The sequence below is a fragment of the Tissierella sp. QWL-11 genome, from assembly GCF_058683765.1.
Window position 1 is genome coordinate 1,348,027 of record NZ_CM178750.1, and the last position, 22,970, is coordinate 1,370,996.

Annotated in this window: 21 protein-coding genes; 19 read left to right on the forward strand and 2 right to left on the reverse strand. The window is 27.6% G+C overall.

Annotated features, from left to right (window positions below; translation table 11 throughout):
- The first annotated feature begins 18 nt into the window (after window positions 1–18).
- The 4 genes from AC4PG3_RS06410 to AC4PG3_RS06425 all read left to right on the forward strand — a co-directional run bounded on the left by AC4PG3_RS06410 (window position 19) and on the right by AC4PG3_RS06425 (window position 2,690).
- Window positions 19–360, forward strand: coding sequence for a DUF1292 domain-containing protein (locus AC4PG3_RS06410; protein ID WP_492195850.1), 342 nt, complete (start codon window positions 19–21; stop codon window positions 358–360).
- 65 nt (window positions 361–425) lie between these two features.
- Complete coding sequence (locus AC4PG3_RS06415; RefSeq protein WP_492195851.1) at window positions 426–1,268, forward strand: Cof-type HAD-IIB family hydrolase; 843 nt, start codon at window positions 426–428, stop codon at window positions 1,266–1,268.
- A gap of 9 nt (window positions 1,269–1,277) precedes the next feature.
- A complete protein-coding gene (mnmL, locus tag AC4PG3_RS06420; protein ID WP_492195852.1) occupies window positions 1,278–2,228 on the forward strand; it encodes a tRNA modification radical SAM protein MnmL/YtqA in 951 nt (316 codons plus the stop codon).
- Between the two features lie 39 nt (window positions 2,229–2,267).
- On the forward strand, window positions 2,268–2,690 hold the full coding sequence (locus AC4PG3_RS06425; protein WP_492195853.1) for a hypothetical protein: 423 nt from the start codon (window positions 2,268–2,270) through the stop codon (window positions 2,688–2,690).
- Between the two features lie 36 nt (window positions 2,691–2,726).
- On the opposite strand, the gene AC4PG3_RS06430 is transcribed toward AC4PG3_RS06425, so the two are convergent.
- The gene (locus AC4PG3_RS06430; protein WP_492195854.1) at window positions 2,727–2,900 is read right to left on the reverse strand and encodes a DUF1540 domain-containing protein; all 174 of its coding nucleotides are present in this window, start codon (window positions 2,898–2,900) and stop codon (window positions 2,727–2,729) included.
- 89 nt (window positions 2,901–2,989) lie between these two features.
- Between AC4PG3_RS06430 and AC4PG3_RS06435 the strand changes: the two genes are divergently transcribed.
- A complete protein-coding gene (locus tag AC4PG3_RS06435; protein WP_492195855.1) occupies window positions 2,990–3,712 on the forward strand; it encodes a pseudouridine synthase in 723 nt (240 codons plus the stop codon).
- Window positions 3,713–3,751: 39 nt separating this feature from the next.
- Complete coding sequence (locus tag AC4PG3_RS06440; RefSeq protein WP_492195856.1) at window positions 3,752–4,312, forward strand: DUF6648 family protein; 561 nt, start codon at window positions 3,752–3,754, stop codon at window positions 4,310–4,312.
- 9 nt (window positions 4,313–4,321) lie between these two features.
- Here AC4PG3_RS06440 and AC4PG3_RS06445 read toward each other — a convergent pair whose 3' ends face one another.
- On the reverse strand, window positions 4,322–4,864 hold the full coding sequence (locus tag AC4PG3_RS06445; RefSeq protein WP_492195857.1) for a hypothetical protein: 543 nt from the start codon (window positions 4,862–4,864) through the stop codon (window positions 4,322–4,324).
- 94 nt (window positions 4,865–4,958) lie between these two features.
- On the opposite strand from AC4PG3_RS06445, the gene AC4PG3_RS06450 reads away from it, so the two are divergent.
- The 13 genes from AC4PG3_RS06450 (at window position 4,959) to AC4PG3_RS06510 (ending at window position 22,964) form a co-directional block, all read left to right on the forward strand.
- Window positions 4,959–5,927 (forward strand): RluA family pseudouridine synthase, encoded by a 969-nt coding sequence (locus AC4PG3_RS06450; RefSeq protein WP_492195858.1) that lies wholly within the window; start codon window positions 4,959–4,961, stop codon window positions 5,925–5,927.
- 9 nt (window positions 5,928–5,936) lie between these two features.
- Window positions 5,937–6,854 carry a glutaminase A gene (glsA, locus tag AC4PG3_RS06455; RefSeq protein WP_492195859.1) on the forward strand — a complete coding sequence of 306 codons (918 nt, stop codon included), beginning with the start codon at window positions 5,937–5,939 and terminating at the stop codon, window positions 6,852–6,854.
- 94 nt (window positions 6,855–6,948) lie between these two features.
- Window positions 6,949–8,781 carry a peptide ABC transporter substrate-binding protein gene (locus tag AC4PG3_RS06460; RefSeq protein ID WP_492195860.1) on the forward strand — a complete coding sequence of 611 codons (1,833 nt, stop codon included), beginning with the start codon at window positions 6,949–6,951 and terminating at the stop codon, window positions 8,779–8,781.
- 25 nt (window positions 8,782–8,806) lie between these two features.
- Complete coding sequence (locus tag AC4PG3_RS06465) at window positions 8,807–9,751, forward strand: ABC transporter permease (RefSeq protein WP_492195861.1); 945 nt, start codon at window positions 8,807–8,809, stop codon at window positions 9,749–9,751.
- Window positions 9,751–10,719, forward strand: a complete 969-nt coding sequence (locus AC4PG3_RS06470) for an ABC transporter permease (protein WP_492195862.1) — start codon at window positions 9,751–9,753, stop codon at window positions 10,717–10,719. Before AC4PG3_RS06465 ends, AC4PG3_RS06470 begins: the two co-directional genes overlap by 1 nt.
- A gap of 10 nt (window positions 10,720–10,729) precedes the next feature.
- Complete coding sequence (locus tag AC4PG3_RS06475; RefSeq protein ID WP_492195863.1) at window positions 10,730–11,773, forward strand: ABC transporter ATP-binding protein; 1,044 nt, start codon at window positions 10,730–10,732, stop codon at window positions 11,771–11,773.
- On the forward strand, window positions 11,770–12,705 hold the full coding sequence (locus AC4PG3_RS06480; protein ID WP_492195864.1) for an ATP-binding cassette domain-containing protein: 936 nt from the start codon (window positions 11,770–11,772) through the stop codon (window positions 12,703–12,705). Before AC4PG3_RS06475 ends, AC4PG3_RS06480 begins: the two co-directional genes overlap by 4 nt.
- Window positions 12,706–12,850: 145 nt before the next feature.
- The gene (gene nagZ, locus AC4PG3_RS06485) at window positions 12,851–13,933 is read left to right on the forward strand and encodes a beta-N-acetylhexosaminidase (protein WP_492195865.1); all 1,083 of its coding nucleotides are present in this window, start codon (window positions 12,851–12,853) and stop codon (window positions 13,931–13,933) included.
- Between the two features lie 23 nt (window positions 13,934–13,956).
- Window positions 13,957–14,856, forward strand: coding sequence for an ROK family protein (locus tag AC4PG3_RS06490; protein WP_492195866.1), 900 nt, complete (start codon window positions 13,957–13,959; stop codon window positions 14,854–14,856).
- A 4-nt stretch (window positions 14,857–14,860) separates the two neighbouring features.
- Complete coding sequence (locus AC4PG3_RS06495) at window positions 14,861–17,926, forward strand: PD-(D/E)XK nuclease family protein (protein WP_492195867.1); 3,066 nt, start codon at window positions 14,861–14,863, stop codon at window positions 17,924–17,926.
- Window positions 17,926–21,171 carry a UvrD-helicase domain-containing protein gene (locus AC4PG3_RS06500; RefSeq protein ID WP_492195868.1) on the forward strand — a complete coding sequence of 1,082 codons (3,246 nt, stop codon included), beginning with the start codon at window positions 17,926–17,928 and terminating at the stop codon, window positions 21,169–21,171. Before AC4PG3_RS06495 ends, AC4PG3_RS06500 begins: the two co-directional genes overlap by 1 nt.
- Window positions 21,172–21,373: 202 nt before the next feature.
- Entirely contained in the window at window positions 21,374–22,246 is an 873-nt protein-coding gene (locus AC4PG3_RS06505; protein ID WP_492195869.1) for a polysaccharide deacetylase family protein, read from the forward strand.
- Between the two features lie 22 nt (window positions 22,247–22,268).
- A complete protein-coding gene (locus AC4PG3_RS06510) occupies window positions 22,269–22,964 on the forward strand; it encodes a response regulator transcription factor (RefSeq protein WP_492195870.1) in 696 nt (231 codons plus the stop codon).
- The last annotated feature ends 6 nt before the right edge of the window (window positions 22,965–22,970 follow it).

The following is a 22,970-nucleotide window of genomic DNA, read 5'->3' on the forward strand; positions in this document are numbered from 1 at the left end:
TATAGAGGAGGAGATAAAATGAATAATAAAGATAATTTACAAGAGCATAATTGCTGTAACTCTGAAGGATGTGAATGTGGAGAAGGTCATGACCACGATCACGACCACGAAATAATGGTTATAGATATTGAAATGGAGGATGGAAGTAAAATAGAATGTGATGTTTTAGGAACATTTGAAGTAGACTCTAAAGAGTATATGGTATTACTTCCACATGATGAAGATGAGGTTTTACTATTTAAATACGAAGAAGATGAAGAAAATGAAGAGTTTGAATTGAATCCTATAGAGGACGAAGAGGAATTTAAAATTGCATCTGAAGCTTATTATGAGCTATTCTCTGAGGAAGATGAAGAATAGACTATATAGGTAGAAGATTAATTTGAAAAAGCAAGACATATAGTAATTTTTCTAAATAGAAAGGTGTGAGGTCTTTGTACAAGCTAATAGCTATGGATTTAGACGGAACTCTTTTGACAGATGATAAGAGAATATCAAGTGAAAATTTAGATACCATACATAATTTGATAGCTACAGGTTATGAAGTGGTAATAGCAACAGGTAGAAACTATTTTTCTGCTAGGGAACTTACTAAGAATATAGATGATAATTTGGTTTATATTTCAAATAATGGAAATGTAATAAGAGATTCCAAAGATGACAAGGTTATTTTAAATAATTTTTTAGATTTTAATGATTATAAGAAAGTGCTTATAGAAGGAAATCTAAGAAGACTTAAGCCTATAGTATATATAGACTATTTTGAAAAAGGTTATGATCTAATATTTGAAAAAAATAGTGGATATGGAGAATACTTCAACAGTATAACTAAAAATATGAGTAGATATATTGAAGTTGATAATATTTTAGATTATGAAATAGATAGAATACTAGCAGTTGTATACCCTGGCAAAATAGAAACTTTAAATGAATTTTATTTATATATAAAGAGGGAATATCCAAATCTATATAGCTCTCATATAATGGAAAATGTAGTAATGTCAGAAGCTCTTTTAGAAGTGATGCCTCCCTTTGGGACTAAGTGGCATTCACTAAAAGAATATGCTCTTATGAATAATATAGATTCAAAGGAGATAATCACCATAGGTGATGATAATAATGACATTGATATGATAAAAAATGCAGGACTTGGAATAGCCATGTCAAATGGTAGCAAAATCCTAAAAAGCCATGCAGATATAATTACTAAAAGAGATAATAATAACTCAGGCTTGTCTTATGAATTAAATAGAATATTAAATATTTGAGGTGTAATTTTGGCTATAAAGGTATACAATGTGTATTCTGATTATTTAAAATCTAAATATGGTGAGAAGGTTTACAAACTCCCTATAAATCTTCCTTTGACTTGTCCAAATAGAGATGGAGTACTAGGTAAGGGAGGGTGTAGTTTTTGTGGAGAAGAAGGTGGATCCTTTGAAAGCCTTTCTAATCAATTATCAGTAAGAGAACAAATTTCTAGTAATATGGAATATATAAGAGAAAGATATAAAGCAAAGAAGTTTATTGCATATTTTCAAAAATTTTCTAATACATATATGCCAATAGAAAAATTTAAATCTTATATAGAAGAATCAGTATTAGATAATATAGTTGGAATTTCCATATCTACTAGACCTGACTGTATAAATAATTTATATTTAGAGTTCCTACAGGAGATAAGGGATAGATATAATGTAGATATAACCATAGAATTAGGACTTCAAACTGTGAACTATCACAGTTTAGTCAAAATAAATAGGGGACATACATTGGCAGAGTATATAAATTCAGTAAATATTATTAAATCATATGGATTTAGAATCTGTACCCATCTAATATTAAACTTACCTTGGGATGATAGGCTAGATACTATTGAAAATGCTAAGGTAGTGTCTTCACTAAATATAGATGAAATTAAACTACACAGTTTATACATTTTAGAGAATACTGCCCTAGGATTGCAATATAAAAAGGGTAATATAAAAATGGTTTCAAAAGAGGAATACATAGAAAGGGTGATTTTATTTTTAGAATACTTAGATCCTAATATTGTAGTGCAAAGGATAATAGGTAGAGCTCCAAAAGAAAATAGTTTATTTGTAAATTGGGATGAATCCTGGTGGAAGATAAGAGATGAAATAGTAAATATTATGGAGGAAAGAAAGACCTATCAAGGAAAGAAATTTGACTATCTAAATGGCAAAGCGGTGCAAAGATTCATATAATATTGTAAAAATAAAATATGGAAGGGATTGGTGTTTGCAATGGTTAAATTTATTTTAGGTGAAAAAGGCGTAGGAAAGACAAAATGGTTAATAGAAAATGCTAATGATGATATCAAACAGGGAAATAGTAATATTATATTTATTGATGTGGATGATGATCATATATTCACCCTTGATTATAGTGTCAGACTAATTAATGCCGTAGAATTCAATGTATTAGATATTGAATCTTTCTATGGCTTTTTATGTGGAATAATTTCTATGAATTATGATGTGGAAAAAATATATGTAGATGGAATTTATAAGATAATGAATATGGGAGAAAATGAACTTCAATTTTTACTAGATAAATTAGGAAAAATTGGAGATAAATTTAATACGGAATTTTATATAAATGTGGAATATACACTAGAAAACATTCCACAAGATTTTAAATCTTCTTGCATAGAATTAAAAAATTGATATAAAATAGATGCAGGATACCCTGCATCTATTTATTTAATGGATACTTTCCTGTGGACTAAATGTAGCACAATCAGTTTCATTGGATTGGGCAGCATTTCTAGGAGTAATTTCGATTTTTCCAGCTGTACATAGATTTCCTTGTTTGTAGTACTCACAAGTATTTACAACACATTTAACACCAGGAGTAATGTTTTCTCTATTTGGCATAATGATCTCCTTTCAAATGATATTACAAAATTAGTATCTACAAATAAAGATTTATTATACTTCTAAATATTTAAAGAAAAGGTGAAGATATGAGCAACATACAAAGACTAGATAAAATTTTAAGCAATATGGGATATGGAAGCAGAAAAGATGTGAAAAAATATATTAAAGATGGATTGGTAAAGGTAAATGGAAATATTATTTTAGATAATAAGATGAAATTTGATCCATATAAAGATCAAATCTATATTAAAGATGAAAAATTGAATTATAGGGAATATATATACATAATGATGAATAAACCTCAAGGCTATGTGTCATCAACTGATGATCCCTTAAGTAGTACAGTTATAGATTTATTAGAAGATGAGTATCTTTTGTTTAATCCATTTCCAATTGGAAGACTAGATAAGGATACAGAGGGTTTAATGCTTATAAGTAATGATGGAGCTTTAGCTCATAATTTGCTATCTCCAAAAAAAGAAGTAGAAAAAACTTATTATGTAGAAGTTGATGGATGTGTAAAAGAAAATCATAGAGAGATATTTAAAAAGGGAGTTATTATAGATGATGGATATAAGACTCTTCCTGCCAGTTTAGATATAGTATCTTCTGATATAATTTCAAAAGTGTACTTAACTATAAAAGAAGGTAAATTTCACCAGGTAAAGAGAATGTTTAAAAGTTTGGATATGAAAGTTTTGTATTTAAAAAGAGTATCTATGGGACCTTTAAAACTTGACAAAAATTTAAATTTAGGAGAATATAGAGAGTTAAATCAAGAAGAAATAAATTTATTAAAAAATATATAGGATTTGTGATATAATAAATTAGAAAACAGATTAGAATGGGTGTATATATTGAGTTATTTTAAAAAAAAGGGGATATTTAATACTTTCTTTGAACATAGGTCTTCACTTATTGTACAATTTAAAAATGGAGATATCTCTAAAAGAAAATTTTTAGAATATAATTATGATTTAGTTAGAAAGACAAACTTAAAACCATTTTTAAGGGTAGATACCTATGAAAAGGGTATGTATAATTATCAATATTATAATGTTCTTGCTAAATATTATACGATGCTTGCTAAAGAAACAAAAAACACTAGAAAACATCAAAGATATTATACATATTATCTCAATAAAGGAAATAATTATTACCATGAGAAGGATAGAGCTATTTTAAGTTTACTAAAGCTTTTAGAATTTGAAGGAGTAGAGAGTTATTTTGTAAAAGTAGAGTCTAAATTACTAAAAGATAAATTATATGAAATAGTGCTTTTGGATTATAAAGAAGCTATTTTTCACTCTAAAGCTATTTGGCTATTGGATATACTAAAATCTGAAGGGATATTTGTAGAGACAAAGAAGAAATCTCTAATAGATGAGTATATAAATGAAAAATATTGAACCTAGCAATTAATTGCTAGGTTCTTCTTTTGCTATTATTTTTACTATTTTTTCTAAAGAAGCATTATTTGAGATGGTAAAAACTCCAGATTTAAGTTTGGTGTCTAATTGCAAATCTACTGCTTTGTTTATAAAATCTGTACTATTTTCTATTAGACCATTAGATTCTAAAATAGAAGCAATTTGTCCAGGAAAGGACCCTTCTGGTATTTTTATTTCAATATTTTTAATATCTTCTTCTGTTTCTACTATATCTTGATTTGTGTTTTCTTTATTATCTTGTTCTCCAAGTTCATTTTCAATATCTTGAGATTTATCATTGTCTTCTATATTATTATTTGAATCCTTTTCCATTTCTTTGGGTTTCTCTACATTTTTAGGTTCTTCTATTTTTGCTTTATCATCTACTGCAGAGGATATTACATCCTTTTGAAATAAAATATCTAATCTCCAGCCTATTATCAGAACTACAGCCCCTATAATGGCCAACATAATTACATAATCTATAGAGCTATATAATATATCTTTTATTTTTTCTGAAAAACTTTTCATATGTACCACCTTTCTAAATTATAAACAATTAGTTTTTATCTGTTTTTAGTGTATAATATAATTATAACATAAGAATATAGAAAAGGTGAAAATATTGAGAGAATTAATAGTCAATGAAAATGAAAATGAACAGAGAATAGATAGGTTTTTAAGAAAATATTTAGAAGAGGCAAATAGAGGATTTATATATAAGATGCTTAGGAAAAAGAACATTAAACTAAATGGTAAAAAGGCAAAGCCTGAAGACATAGTGTATGAAGGAGATAAAATTCAACTATATTTATCAGAAGAAACAATTGAAAAATTTATGAAGAAACAAGATATAATAGATTCTAAATTGATTCCAGATATAGCCTATGAAGATGAAAATATAATTTTAATAAATAAAAAAGTAGGGATTTTATCACATGGTTCAGGAGGTGATTATGAAGAAAATATAGTAGATAGTATGTTGAATTATTTAATTCAAAAAGGAGATTATGTACCAAGGATTGAGAAAATATTTACACCCTCAATTTGCAATAGGCTTGATAGAAATACTTCGGGAGTAATAGTTGGTGCTAAAAATTATGATGCTTTAAAAGAAATAAATAGGGCTTTCAAAGAGTCAAAAGTAAGAAGATTTTATAAGACTATAGTAAGAGGAGAAATAAAAAAAGATATACAAGCCAAAGCGTATTTAAGTAAAAATGAAAACAGAAATTTAGTTAAGGTACATAAGCAAAATGGTGAAGGATTAAAAGAGATAGAAACTCATATAAATGTGCTAAAAATTAAAAATGGTTATTCTCTTTTAGAGATAGAGTTAAAAACTGGAAGAACTCATCAAATTAGAGCACATTTATCATCACTAGGATACCCTATAATAGGGGATAGGAAGTATGGGAATAGACAGATAAATAGTGAGTTTAAAGAAAAATATAATCTAAATGATCAGTGGTTGCATGGGTATAAAATAGAGTTTCAAGGTCTTAATGGAGATATGGAGTATTTAAATGGTAAAATTTTTACATCTGAAGCAGATAAAAATTATAAAGAAATAGAAAAGGACTTATTTTATTAGGGGGAAGTTATGGAAAAATTATTAAAGCAGATTATTGAAGACAACAAATGTTTTATAAATAAGGGTAAAGTAGCAGATTATATTCCAGCACTTAAAAAGGCAAATAAAGAAGATATTGGCTTATGTATTATTGATACTGAGGGAAATGCTTATAAAATTGGAGATCATAGTAAAAAGTTTACAATTCAAAGTATCTCAAAGGTTGTAGCTCTTATGCAGGCTTTAATAGAAGTAGGGGAAGAGGAGGTATTTAAAAGAGTAGGATATGAAGGGACGGTAGATCCATTTAATACGGCTTATAAACTAGATCTTCCATATATAAAAAAACCTGCAAATCCAATGATAAATGCAGGTGCAATAGCAACCACTTCATGTATATTAGGTAATTATGATGAAAAGTTTGAAAAGATATTAAATCTATTAAAAAAGATAACAAAGAATGATACCCTAAATTATGATGAAGAGGTTTATTTATCTGAAAAATCTACTGGTGATAAAAATAGGGCCTTAGCTTATTTAATGAAGTCAAGAGGTATAATAGATTGTGATGTAGAAGAAATTTTAGATGTTTATTTCAAACAGTGTTCTATTTCTGTAGATTCAATAGATTTAGCTAATATAGGTCTATTTTTAGCCAATGGAGCTAAAGGCCTAGATGATTATGGAAAAATTAAAAGAGAAAGACTTCTATCATTAGTAACTGGAATAATGACAAATTGTGGGATGTATAATTTTAGTGGGAGATATGCAGTGGAGGTAGGTCTACCCTCAAAATCAGGAGTAGCAGGTGGAATAATGAGCGTGGTTCCTAAAAAAATGGGAATAGGAATTTATAGTCCAGCATTAGATGAAAATGGTAATTCAATAGTTGGATACAATATAATGAAAGATTTATCAAATAAATTAAACTTAAGTTTATTTAAATAGCGCATAGGCGCTATTTTTATTTTTAATATTAATAATTTATATTCTATTTTAATATACATATACTTAGAATTAAATATATTTGAAGGAGAAAAGAATGAAAAGAAAAATATCAATAGTACTTATATTAATTATTTTATTGACTGGATGTAGTCCTATAGATAAGTTTTCTAAATATGAAAATTTAGTAGAATATAAATCTGTATATTCAGGAGAAATTAACACCTTAAATTACTTAAAAACTTCTAATACACAAGAATTTGGAGTTATAGCTAATTTAGTAGATCCTCTAATAGACTATGATAAGTATGGGAGAGTTCAACCAGCTCTTGCAGAAACTTGGAAAGTTTCACAGGATAAATTAATATGGAATTTTAAATTGAGAGAAGGAACAAATTGGTTAAGATATGATGGAAGTAAGTATGGAGAAGTTACAGCCTATGATTTTGTAGATTCTATGAAATATATATTAAATAGTTCAAACAATTCGTTAACTGCAAATATTGTCTATAGTGTAATAGAAAATGCAGAAGAATACTATAATAAAGAGATTACAGATTTTTCAAAGGTGGGGGTAAAAGCCAAAAATAAGTATGAATTAGAATATACACTTAAAAAACCTGTTCCCTATTTTTTATCAATGCTTACATATGTTTGTTTTTTTCCAGTAAATGGTAATTTTTTACATGAAGTAGGAGATAAATTTGGGATTGACAATAAAAATATATTATATAATGGGGCATTCGTTATGGATGATTTCCAGCCACAAATTAGAAGAGTTTTAATCAAAAATGAAGCTTATTGGGATAGAAAAAATGTTAATATAGATAGATTAGTATTTACTTATAATAAAGAAGCTACAAACCTTTCAGCTGAATTATTTTTAAGAGGAGAGATAGATTCTACAAATATATCCTCTATCATTTTAGATGATTGGCTAAAAGATAAAGAAAAAAAAGATTTAATAAGACCTAATAGAAATAATTATTATAGTTTTTTTTATTGCTTTAATTTCAATCCATTATTTAAGGAAGAATATGAGCCTGATAACTGGAAAAAGGCAGTAAATAATAAAAACTTTAGAAAGGCTATGTTTCACGGTCTAGATAAAAGAGCAGCAATGATAACTAGTGAACCTTATAGTCCAGAAAAAAGGCTTCAAAATACTATTACTCCAGAAGGATTTATAGATTTTCAAGGGATGGATTATACGGATTTTAATAGATTAAAAGATATAAAGGATGTAGACACATTTAATCCTAGCTTAGCTTTAGAATACAAAAAGAAGGCTCAGAAAGAGTTAAGGGGGGAAGTAGAATTTCCAGTTAAAGTTTTAATGCCTTATAATACATCCCTTTATGAGTGGGCAAATAGAGCACAAGTTATACAGCAGCAAATGGAAAAGCTACTAGGAAGCGACTTTATAGATATAATAATAGATCCTAAGCCTCCTACAGGATTTATAAAAGACGTAAGAAGAGCTGGACAATATGCTTTTTTAGAATGTAATTGGGGACCTGATTATAGAGATCCTCAGACATATACAGACCCCTTTACATCTTCTGGGACATATAATTATCCTCATTTAGCTAAGGGATATACAGAAGAAAATGGTAAGACTAAATATGAAAATTTATTAAATAATGCTAAAGTAGAATTAATAGATATAGAAAAAAGGATGGAGTTATTTGCCAAAGCAGAATCTTTTTTAATAGATGAGGCTTTCATAATTCCTTATGGAGTAGGAGGTGGAGGATATACTGCTTCAAGATTAAATCCTTTTGAAAGTTCTTATTCACCCTTTGGAATCTCCTCTCAAAAATATAAATATAGAAATATAATGGAAAATCCTATGAATAGTGAAGACTTTTATAGAGAATTAAAGCTATGGAAAGAAGAAAGGGCAAATATATTAAAGGAGAATAATTAAGCTTGATTTAAGATGAGGTGATCTGGTGTTAGGATATATTGTTAAAAGAATCCTACAATCTATTATTACTTTATTTATGGTAATTACAATAGTGTTTTTTTTAATGAGGTTTATGCCTGAAGAAGGCTACTTTGGAGAAGGATATGAAAAATTAGATCCAGCTCAAAGGGAAACTATATTAGAAAATATGGGACTTAGAGATCCGTTATATATACAACTTAAAAATTTTTATATTCAAACTCTAAGGGGAGATTTAGGAGAATCAATAATTTATAGACCAGGTGTGGAGATTATAGAAATACTTAAAAATAGGATCCCCTATTCTTTTAAATTTGGACTATTAGCTATGGGGATCTCTTTAAGCGTAGGGATACCACTTGGAGTTTTTATGGCGTTAAATAATAGGGGGGTTATAGATAATTTAGGAACAATATATATTGTATTTATAAATGCTATACCAGCTGCTATTTATTATTTATTTATCCAAATTTATATAACTGATATAACTAAATTGCCTATATTATTTTCCATAGATAACCCTTTTTCTTGGATTTTACCAACTATCTCTATGTCATTAAGTGGGATAGCTATTTATGCCATGTGGATGAGAAGGTATATGCTTGATGAAATAAATAAAGATTATATAAAGTTAGCAAGGGCAAAGGGATTGAAAATGAAGTCCATTATGATAAATCATGTACTTAGAAATGCTTTTGTACCATTGGCTCAATACATACCAAGTGCCATATTATTTACTATAGCAGGGTCTATATATATAGAGTCTCTTTATTCTATTCCAGGTATGGGTGGACTACTTGTACATTCTATTCAAATTCAAGACAATAATTTAGTTCAGGCTTTAGTTCTTATATACTCTTCAATTGGAATTCTAGGTTTGTTTTTAGGAGATATATTTATGGCTATAATAGACCCTAGAATAAATCTAGGTAAAAAGAGAGGTGTTAGATAATGAAGGATAAAAAAATTCATGAATTATCTAGTGAATTAAATAAATCTCTTTTTGAATTTGAAAATTATAATGAAAGAAATATGGAAACTATGAGTTATTCTAACTATTCATATTGGAAATCTACTATAAAAGTGTTTAAAAGCAATCGTATTGCTTTATCTTTTTTTTACTTAATGATTTTTCTAATATGCTTTACAATTTTACAACCGATGTTTCCAAATCAAAAATCTCCCACAGAGATATTTATAGATCCTGATACAAATTTGCAAATAAGAAATCAAACTCCAAATAAAGAATTTATATTTGGAACAAATTCAATAGGGCAGGATCTTTGGTCTAGAATATGGAGTGGTACTAGAACCTCTTTGATTATTGGGATTTTAGTAGGATTATGGGAAGCTATAATAGGTATAATAGTAGGAGCATTTTGGGGATATGTAGAAAAATTAGATAAATTAATAACTGGAATATATAATATATTAAATAATATACCCACCACAATAGTACTTGTACTTTTAACATATATTATGACTCCAGGCATAGGCACTATGATATTTGCAATGTGTATAACAGGGTGGTTAGCAATGGCAAGATTTGTAAGAAATCAAGTAGTAATAATAAGAAATAGAGAATACAATATTGCATCTAGAAGCTTGGGAACTCCAGTAGTGAGGATTGTATATAAAAACCTTCTACCATATTTAGTTTCTGTAATAATGTTAAGAATGGCATTGTCAATACCAGCTGCAATTGGCTCAGAAGTATTTTTAACATATATAGGTTTAGGATTACCTATAAGTATTCCTTCCTTGGGAAATCTTATAAATGAAGGTAGAGGAGTTATGATGGTAGAATCTTTGAGATATCAATTGATATTTCCAGCAATTATATTATCAGCAGTAACTATATCTTTTTATATAGTCGGAAATGCCTTTGCAGATTCAGCTGACCCTAGAAATCATTCATAGGAGGGGTGCTATGGACAGAGAAAAAATATTATCAGTTAAAAATCTAGTAGTGAAATTCAAATTAAGAGATAGGGAGCTAACTGTGTTGCGAGACTTATCTTTAGATTTATATAGAGGTGAGACATTAGCTATAGTAGGTGAATCTGGTTCGGGGAAATCTGTGCTTTCAAAGAGTTTGATGGGTTTATTGGATAAAAATGGATTTATAGAAAATGGTTCTATAATATATTTAGGTAAGGATATTTCAAAATATAATACAGAAAAACAATGGGTAAATATTAGAGGAAGAGAAATTTCAATGGTATTTCAAGAACCAATGACTAGTTTAAATCCTCTCAAGACAATTGGAAAACAAATAGGAGAATCTATAAAGCTACATCAGAGATTAAAAGGTAAGGATATAAAAAGAGAAGTTTTAAAGACACTTAAAGAGGTAGGTATTCCAAATCCTGAAAAGAGGTATTATCAGTATCCACATGAATTTTCTGGTGGTATGAGACAGCGGGTAGTCATAGCAATAGCAATTTCATGCAGGCCCAAAATACTAATTTGTGATGAACCTACTACTGCTTTAGATGTAACAATTCAAGCTCAAATATTAAATTTACTAAAGGAGCTAAAGAAAAAATACAAATTAAGTATTATTTATATAAGCCATGATTTATCAGTAGTATCAAATATAGCGGAAAGAGTAGCTGTAATTTATGCAGGGGATATAGTGGAGATTGGCAGAATGGAAGAAGTATTTTTCAATCCTAAACATCCCTATACTTGGGCACTTTTATCTTCTTTGCCTGAACTTGGAGAGCCAGGCAAACCCTTATATGGAATAACAGGAAATCCTCCAAATTTATTTTTTGAAATAAAAGGAGATGCTTTTGCCATGAGGAATCCAAAAGCTTTAAAAATTGATTTTATGAAAAAACCACCTTATTTTCATATAAGTCCTACCCACAAAGCTAAAACCTGGCTATTAGACCCTAGAGCTCCAAAAGTAAATCCTCCTAAGTCAATTCAAAAATTAAAAAAGAACTTTAGGAGGGAAAAAAATTGAAGGGTAAAAAAGAAATATTATTGGAAGTTAAGAATCTGACAGTAGAGTTTAATATGGGCAGGAGAACTAAATTTAAAGCAGTTGATGGAGTAAGTTTTAATATATACAAGGGAGAGACTTTTGGCTTAGTAGGAGAATCAGGATCAGGTAAATCAACTATTGGTAGAAGTATAATAAGGATAAACCCAGCTACAACGGGAAAGATAATATTTGACGGTGATACAATCTCTGGAAAAATAGATAAAAGACTAGAACAAAAGGTGACAAAGGACATACAGATGATATTTCAAGACCCTATGTCTTCCTTAAATGAAAGGGCAAAAGTAGATTATATAGTTAGTGAAGGACTTTTAAATTTTAAAAAATACTCTTCAGAAGAAATAAGAAAAAAGGTAGAAAATACACTTACTGAAGTAGGATTGTCAAAAGAATTTGCGTCTAGATTTCCCCATGAGTTTTCTGGAGGACAAAGACAGAGAATAGGAATAGCTAGAGCTTTAATCATGGAACCTAAACTAATAATAGGAGATGAGCCCATATCAGCCTTAGATGTATCAATAAGAGCTCAGATTTTAAATCTACTTTTAAAATTACAAAGGCAAAAGAATTTTACATATTTGTTTATCGCACATGATCTTTCAGTGGTAAGATTTTTTACCCATAGACTTGCAGTAATTTATAAGGGGAAGATATTAGAATTAGCTCCTACTGAAGACTTATTTAAAACCCCTATACATCCCTATACAAAAGCTTTACTATCAGCCATACCTTTAATCAATTCTAAAAGTACAAAGAGTAATTTAAAGGTTTATAATCCTAATAATCATAATTATAAATTAGATAAACCAAAATGGATGGAGATTGAAAAGGATCATTTTATTTGGGCAAATAATGAAGAAGTAAAAAGATATAGGAAGTTTGGTAAAATTTAAAAAAGTTATGTATAAAAATGCATAATAATTGTAAATAAAGCCAATCTATTATATTATTAATATAATAGATTGGAATGATTAGATGAAAAAAATATTTTATGTATTAATATGTTTAATTTTAATAGGAACAATAGGGTGTACTAAAATGCAAACTAAAAAAAATGAAGTTCCTATAGAGAGTAAAGAAGAAGAAAATCTAAAAGAAGAAGATCCTATAAAAACAACTATAAATAATATGAGCTTAGAAGAAAAAATAGGTCAATTATTTATAGTGGGCTTTGAAGGAACAGAAATAAATCAGGATTTAGAAAAATTTATAGAACAATATAAAGTATCAGGATTTATCTTCTTTAAGAGGAATATAGGTTCAAAAGAGGACACAATAAAGCTTGTAGATGATTTAAAAAGAGCCAATGCTGTAAATAAAATTCCTCTATTTATATCTACAGACGAAGAAGGAGGAAATGTCTCTAGATTAAACCATATATTTGGTAATATACCTACAGCAGCTCAGGTTGCAAAAAAGGACAATATAGAAGATTCTTTTAAACATGGAAAAGAAATTGGGACAAGACTTTCTACTTTAGGTTTTAATCTAGATTTTGCACCTGTATTAGACATAAATACTAATCCTAAAAACCCTGTAATAGGAAATAGAGCTTTTGGAAACACTCCAGATTCAGTCATAAGTCATGGATTAGAAGTCATGGAAGGGATAAATGAAAAAGGCATCATAGCTTGTGTAAAACACTTTCCAGGCCATGGTGATACTCTTATAGACTCCCATGTAGGATTACCTAGTATAAATAAGACTTTAGAAGAATTAAAAGAATTAGAATTATTACCATTTATAGAAGCAATAAATGAAGATGTGGATATGATAATGGTAGCTCATATACTTTTCCCTAAAATAGGTGGAAAGTATCCAGCATCCATGTCAAAATATATAATATCAGATGTACTAAGAGATGATTTAAACTATGATGGAGTAGTAATAACTGATGATTTAACCATGGGAGGAATAACAAAGAATTATAGAGTAGAAGATTCTGTACTAGAATTTTTTAAAGCTGGTGGAGATATTGCTTTAATTGCTCATAATAAAGAAAACTATATAAATTCAATAGAAGTTTTGAAAAGTGCTATTGAAAATGGAGAAATAGATATTAAAGCTATAGATGAAAAGGTATATAGAATACTTAGTTTAAAAGAAAAATATTCTATATAGGATAAAGAAGGGGGATTTGAAATATGAAAAAGGCAATAGGAATTGATCTAGGTGGCACAAAGATATTAGGTGGAGTAATAGATGAAAATGGACAAATAGAAAAAAGATACGAACTCCCTACTGGTGAAAACCTTGGAAAGGAAGAAGTATTAAATAGAATAGGACAAGTTATAAGGAAGTTAAATGCTAAAGATATAATAGGTATAGGTATAGGCTCCCCTGGATTTATAAATACTGAAGAAGGTAAAGTTTTGGCAGTAGGTGGTAATATTAAGGACTGGGCTAATACAGATATAAAAGGAGAAATAAAAAAAGCGTTTCCTGATATACCTATATTTGTAGAAAATGATGCTAATATTGCAGCAATATGTGAGCATTGGATAGGTTCAGGCAAAGATCTTAATAGCTTTGTAATGATAACATTAGGCACTGGAGTTGGAGGAGCTATATACACAGAAAAAGAGGGGATATGGACTGGCCATAATTATCAAGGTGCAGAACTTGGACATATGATACTATACCCAAATGGAAGACTATGTAATTGTGGGCAAAAAGGCTGTGTAGAAAGATATATAACAGGAACAGCTTTGGAGATAAGCTATGAGGAAGTAACTGGAATAAAATTAAAGGGGAAAGATATATTTAAAAGACAAAAGGAAGAAGCTAAGACTAAGATTTTAATAGATCAATACTGTGAAAATCTGGGAATATATTTGAGTTCTCTTAAAAATATATTTGATCCTGAGGGAATAATTATTGGAGGAGGAGTTATTAATTCGAGAGAATACTGGTGGGATAAAATGATTGAGTATTATAGAGCTTCTTCTAATAATCCAGATGATTTAAAAATTGTTCCAGCACAATACTTAAATGATGCAGGAATGATAGGAGCAGGCAAAATAGTATTTGAAGGTTTGGAGTAGACATATGTTAGGGAAGAGAGTAGTTTATTTAGGACCATTTAATAATTCTAAAAAAGATGATTTAATAAAAAAATCCCTAGACGTTTTAAGCAATAATAAGGGGAATCAGTTTTTTTATATTTTACCAAACGGAAATTTATTGAAAAAATATAGAAGGGATCTTATAGAAAAGATAGAGTGTTCATTTGAAATGAATTTACTAACTTTTGATGATATAGTAGAAAAATTTGTAGATGGTAAAGAGTATATAGACAATGGAATGAAAAATTTAATTATCAAAAATATTCTAATTGATTTGGAATCTAAAGGAGAAATCAAATATTATAAGAGACATAGTAAGATGGAAGGGTTTATTAACTCCTGTAATTATATAATAGGAGAAATAAAGAGATCTTTAGTTTCTCCTAGGGAATATCTAGATAGATGTCCAAGTAAAGATTTTTATTTGGAAATAGGATATATATACAGAGAATATGAAAACTTCTTAAGGAATCTAGGTCTCTTAGATAGAGAAGGAAAATATCTTAATGCAATAGAAAATTTAAAGTTAAAAGATGACATTTTAAAAGATTTAAAATTTATAATAATAGATGAGTTTTACGATTTCAGACCCATTGAAATTGCTATATTAAAAGAGCTATCTAAAAAAGATTTAGATATTTTTATAAATATGCCCTTTGATATGAAAAATAGATCTGATAAATTAAATCAAACCCTTGAAACCTTAAAAGATTTAAATTTCAATATAGAATATGTAGTAAAGGATAGTTTTAATTATTTTGAAAAACTTGCATTTAATTTATTTAATGAAGAAGAAAATAAGATTGAAAAACAAGATAATTTAAATATAATTCAAGGACAAAATAAATATTTAGAGATAAAGCAAATATTTAAAACAATAAAGAGTCTTCATTGTCAAGGCGAAAGATTACAGGATATATCAGTTGTAATATGTCATCCTAATTATATAGATGAAATACATAGAGTTTCCATGGAGGAAGAAATCCCAATAGATATCCCGGGTAAAACTAAATTAAAGAATTTGCCCATGATTAATGAAATCTTAAACATTTTAAGCCTTAAATTTGATAATTCTAGTAAAAATAAAATTATAAATAGAGTTAAATCTAGATATTTTCCTGTTTTAAAGGATAGATTTGAAGAAAAATATGAATACATTTTAAGAAAGTCAAGCTTTAAAGATTTTGATGATCTTAAAAAACTAGTTAAAAGTAATCATAAATTAAATATAGAGGAAGAATATATAAAATATTTAAATGAAATAGTAGATACTATAGAGGACCAAAGGATGAATATAGATAATAAAGGTTCTATTAGATATTATAATGATTATGTATTGAGCCTATTAAAAGAATATAAAGTTATAGAAAATATTTTTGAAAGATATAAAAGCACAAAGAACTACAATCTTTTACAAAGGGACATAAATACAATAAAAAAACTAAAAGAAATTTTAAATAAGATAGAGTATTTAGATGAATATATAGGGGAAGTTTTACTGGAAGATTATTATAATTATTTACTAAATTATTTTAAAGAAGAATTCATAATAGAAAAGTCTGGAGACTTAAATGGTATAAGCATACTAGATCCTGTAAATGCTAGGGGAATTAGAAAAAATGTAGTATTTATAGTAGGTTTAAATGGAGATTATCCTATTATAGAAGATGATAACTACTATATGAATCAATATAATTACAATGAATTGAAAAGGATAAAAATAGATATAAAGTCATATAGACAAAAACTAAGTAATGAAGAACTAAAGTTTTCTTCCATAATTTCCAGTGTGAAAAACTCACTTTACTTAAGCTATAATACAGATGAGATAGAAATAAATTCTATATTTTTAGATGAATTATTATCTCATATAGGTTTAAATAAAGAAGAAAAAATCGAAAAATCATATGTATATATGGATAATTTTATAGACAATAATGTGGAAAACATAACAAATAAAAGAGAATTACTTAGGTTTTTAGTTAGGAATAAATATGTAGAAGACAATAATCCTTATTATGGAGGAATATATGATTTCAAAAAAGAATTAAACATTATACAACAAAAGATAGAGGGAGAATTCTATAGAGAAAAAGGTGAGCTTAGTCATTATAGTGGGCTAATAGGGGATAAAAACATAATAGAAGATTTAAAAATCCGAAAACCTGAAAAATATAGTATTAGTTACTTAGAATCCTATGGAAAATGTCCTTATTCTTTTATGCTTAAAAATATATTTAATATAGAAAAGATAGATCAATCTTTAGAAGAATATAATCCAATAGATCTTGGTATTATTTATCATGAGGTGTTGAGAAAGTTTTATTTAATTAACAAACAATATATCTTAGATTATTTGAAAGCAGATAAAGAATTTAAAAAGGATTATAAAAAAGAAATAGAAGATTTAGTTTTGCAAACTGCCCAGCCACTAAATTTTAATCTTCATTCCAAGAGACATCAAATCATACTTGAAAATACAATGGGTTATCTCATTGAATTTATAGAAGAGGATATAAAGAGGATGAAAAAGTATAATGTATTTCCCTATGAATTTGAAGTGGAATTTGGAAATAAAAATCCTTTTTATATAGAATGTGAAGAAAATTATATTCCGATTTCTGGAAGAATTGATAGAATTGACAAGATGGTAGACAAACAAAAATACATGATAATAGATTATAAATCTAGTACCTATGGAGCAAAAGATATTAATTCTATGCGAGATGGATTGAGCTTTCAATTACCTATATATATTATGTCCCAAAATCATAAAAATGTCATAGCAGGAATCTATGGAATCATAAAGAGTAGTAAATTTGAAATAAAACTAGGAATTTTAGGAGAAAGTCCTATGATAAATAAGAGATTAAAAGGAGCTTTGGATACAGAAGAATGGAATAATTTAATAGAAGAGATAAAGGAAAATGTAAAAAATACTATAAATAGTATACAGGAGGCAAATTTTCCTGTTTATCCTTTAGAATGTTCATCATATTGTATATATAAAGATATCTGTAGATATGAAGAAGTTGTGGAGGTAGAATAATGGAGATAAATAGAGAACAAATAGAAGCTACAAGAAAGATTTCACAAAACATCGGTCTAATAGCAGGAGCTGGTACAGGTAAGACTAAAGTATTGACAGATAGATATATATATATATTGGAACATGGTAATTTAGAGGAATTTAAAGAAATAGAATCTATAGTTGCAATTACTTTTACTAAAAAGGCAAGCTATGAGATGATTTCTAGAATTAGAGAAGAAATAAAAAAGAATTTACATAGAGAGCCAAGATGGCAAAGGTTTTACAAGGATTTAAGCAAGGCAAATATATCTACCATTCACAGTTTTTGTGGGAAAATTTTAAGAGAAAACCCTATAGAAGCAGGAATCGATCCTAATTTTGAAATATTAGATGAATATGTAAGTAGAAAGCTATTAGAAGATAGTATAAACAATATAATAGATAAAAAAATAAATGAAACGAACTTTTATAATATGATTAAAAGTTTTGATGAAAATAATATAAACTCTGTAGTAGATGAATTCACTAAAATATACACAAAAATTAAAACCATGGGTATATCATTAGATGAAGTAAGAGAGACCACTTTAGCTTATTTAGAAAGTCTTAAAATTGATATAGAGGAAATAGAAGAGATAAAAGAAATAATACAGTATTTAATGACAAAGTTAAGCAAAAGAAGTAAGATCCACAGATTAAATGAAAGTGAAGATTGGATAGATTTTCTAAACAATAAGTATAAAAAGGATATTTATACTTATTTGCAGATTATAAAGGAGAATCTAGGGAGTAGCACTAAAGAAAAGGATCATTTTCATAGATTAAACTATTTATTAAATAAAACTTTGATGACTAGACAGAAAGATTATATTTGGGTGTATAAAACACTTTTAAAGACCTTAGAAGAAGTAGAAGAAGAATATCAAATTAAAAAATTAAGGCTTGGAGTTTTAGATTATGATGATTTACAAAATAAAGTATTAAAACTCTTAGATATGGAGTCCGTAAGGAAAAAATATCAAAATAAATATAAGTATTTTATGATTGATGAATTTCAAGATAGCAATGAAATACAGAGAAAAATATTTTATAAGCTAACTAGTAAAAGAGAAGACTTAGATCAAGAAAACTTATTTGTAGTAGGGGATCCTAAACAGTCTATATATGGATTTAGAGGTGGAGATGTAGATGTCTTCTATAGAACGATAGAAGATATAAAAAGATATGGAAAAGAAAACTTAATTACATTAAAAAATAATTATAGAAGTATTGATACTATAATTCAATTTGTAAATTATACTTTTGAAAATTTAATGGAAGATAAATACGATTCCCTAATTCCTAATAGATACAATAAGAAAGGCTTAGATATTGAAATAATACAAAAAGAATCAGAGAATGAAAAGGCTTTAGACAGCATGAAAGATAGTATCTATGAAGCTCGAATGATATCAAAGCGAATAGCCCAATTAGTTTTAGAAGAAGGATATAATTTTAAAGATATTGGAATTTTATTTAGGTCTACAAGTAGAATAACTATATACGAAGAGGCTTTAAAACACTACAATATCCCTTATATAAATTCAAGTAGTAAAAGGTATTTTAAAAGACAAGAAGTATTAGATATAATAAATGCTTTAAAATTTATCAATAATCCATATGATACAATAGCTGGAATAGGATTTCTAAGAGGGCCTATGATTGGACTATCAGATACTACAATATATCACATATTAAGACAATCAGGAGAAAACCTATATAAAAACATACTTAATCTATACAAAGATTCACAATACTTGAAGAGAGAAGAAATTGGCAAATTATTACATTGTATTAAAATCCTAGAGGATTTATTTCATATAAAAGACTTCTATGCAACATCATATTTAGTGGATACTTTATTTCAAAAGACTTATTTCATAGAAGTATTATCTACTCAGTATAATGGAACCCAAAAGATTTTAAATGTATATAAATTTATAGATATAATAAAAAAATTTGTAGAAGAGGATTCAGGTTTGTTAGAAGATTTTATAGATTATATTGAAGATATAAAAGATAGAGATGAACCAGAAGAAATTATTCAATCTAATGATTCTAATTCAGTCAATATACTTACAATTCATAAGTCAAAGGGACTACAGTTCAAAGTTGTAATAATTCCTGAAATGGCAAAATCCATAAATGGTAATTCTCCCAAAATAGTATTTGATAAAAAAATAGGTTTAGGATTTAATACTAAAGATACCCTTGAGCACTATAAAATGATTAATGAAAATCTATCTATAAAAGATGAGGAAGAAGCAAAGAGAATTCTTTATGTTGCAATGACTCGTGCAGAAGATTTATTGATTTTAGGATATCAAGGAAAAGATAAAGGATTTAAAAAAATCCTAAAAGATACTTTAAATATAAGGGATTATAAAGTAATAAAAGATATAGAAATAAAAGAAATTCCAAAGAAAAATATTGATTCTATGAAAATTAAAGATGCTCCGTTGCTATATCCTTTAAAAGAGGAAAATAAATTGATTTTTGAAAGATATAGTATAAGTCAGTATCTTTTATATAGAAATTGTAATAGAAAATTTTATTTAGATTATTATAGAAAAATTGATATGGAAAATTTATTCTTAGAGGAAAGAGAGACTTTAGAATTAAATCAAAATAGATTAAGTCCTTTGGAAAAGGGAGATATAATTCATAAATTTTGTGAAATCTATAGATCTCATCATAATAGAGAAGAATTAATTAAAGAAATTGTCAACTCCTTTGGTATAAATTATACTTATGAAATACAAGAGGATCTAAAAGTATATATAGATAATTATTTAGAAGATTATAATGAAGACTATGATAAAATATATAGAGAAAAGGAATTTTATCTAAAAATAGGGGATAGATACATATATGGAGTCATAGATAGGATAAATATAAAAGATGGATTTGCAGAAGTAATAGATATAAAAACAAATAAAATACATGATATGAAAAAGCTCATTTCATATTATACACCTCAGCTTCAATTGTATGCATATGCAGTTGAAAAAATAATGAATATAAAAGTTAAGAGTGTCAAGGTTTTATTTTTGAAATCAAATAAACAGGTTTTCTTAGATATACAGAAAAGTGAATTAGAAAAAAACTTAAAAAATATAAGTTCTTTCATAGACTTTGTAGAAACTAAAAATAATATAGAAGATTATAAAAAATCTACTAAATGCGATCCAAATTGCAAGTATAGTGATTTTTGTAGACTGTAGCCACAAACTTTTTAAATCCATAAAATTCTGTGTCTTTTTTTCAAATACAGGGTATTAATTATATAAATAAAAACTTGTAGTAATAAGTCAAAATTTGTAATCTATTTGTAAACTATTATTCATCAATTTGTAACTCAAAGACATAGATTATATTATACTATTAATATATTGATACTACAGTGGATTAGGAAGGTGAGACATAATGAAGAGAAGAGGTTTTATAGTTTTAAGTATATTTGTTGTGATAGGATTGGTAATGTGGACTAGATATTTTTTTCCAAAGAAGAATACAAGTTATGCCGTAAATGTGGGGGATACCCTAACTCTTATGGGAAAAGACAATTCTATAAATAAGGCTTTAAGACAGGAAATAGAAACTATAGAAAGGGAAAAAGCTGAAAGAATAATAAAAAAAGCTAGAGAAGAAAGACAAAGAAAAATAGAAGCAAAAAGAAAAACAAGATTAGAAAAAGAAGGACAAAAAAATCATGATTCTAAAACTGCATATCTTACTTTTGATGATGGACCGTCTGCAAAAGCAACTCCTTTAGTTTTAGATATATTAGATGAATACAATATAAAAGCTACATTTTTTGTATTAGGATCTATGGCAGAAAGAAATCCAGAAATATTAAAGAGGATATATGAAGAGGGACATAAAGTAGGAAACCACTCTTATTCACATAAATATAATTATATTTATAAAAATACTGATAATTTTTTACAGGACTTTAAACAATCTGAAGATGTTTTAAAAAGTATATTAGGTAAAGATTTTAATACAGATATTATAAGATTTCCGGGAGGGTCATTTGGAAAGCAAAAATCACCTATGAGAATAGCTGCTAAAGATGCAGGATATACTTATTATGATTGGAATGCTCTAAATGGAGATGCTGAAGGACTAGATTTAAGTAAAGCTTATCTTATGAGAAGATTAAAGGAAACTACTCACAACAAAAAAGTGGCAGTAATCTTAATGCATGATATAGATAGCAAGATGGACACAGTACAAACTCTAAGAGATTCTATAGATTATTTAATACAACAAGGATTCGATTTTAAAGTACTATAATAATAAGTAAAGGGTGGAATAAATGAACAATACAATATTAGTAGTAGAAGATGAAGATTCCATAAGAAAATTTGTAACAATTAATTTAGAAAGAGCAGGTTTTCTAGTAAAGGAAGCAAACAATGCAGAAGATGGAATAAAAATTGCAAGAAATGAAGATATAGATATAGTTATATTAGATGTTATGCTACCAGGAATGGATGGCTTTGAAGCATGTAAGATACTAAGGGAAGAAATGCCTTCCCTTGGGATTATTATGTTGACAGCAAAAACTCAAGATATAGATAAGATCATGGGTTTAGAGCAGGGCAGCGACGATTATATGACTAAGCCATTTAATCCTACAGAGCTAGTATTAAGGGTAAAATCCTTATTTAGAAGAATGGACTTTAAGCAAGAAGATAATAATGATAAGATATTAAAATATGATTGTTTTAAGATAGATAAGTATTCAAGAAAATTTTATAAAGATGATGTAGAGATGGACTTAACTCCTACAGAATTTTCTATTATTAAATTGTTTATAGAGAACCCAGGCCGTGCTTTTAAAAGAGATGAGATATTAAACATTGTATGGGGAAATGACTTCATAGGAGATTCTAAAATAGTAGATGTAAATATTCGAAGACTTAGATCGAAAATTGAAAATGATCCAGGAGAGCCATATTATATTGAGACAATTTGGGGACTAGGCTATAGATGGAAAAAGATAGATTAGGAGAAT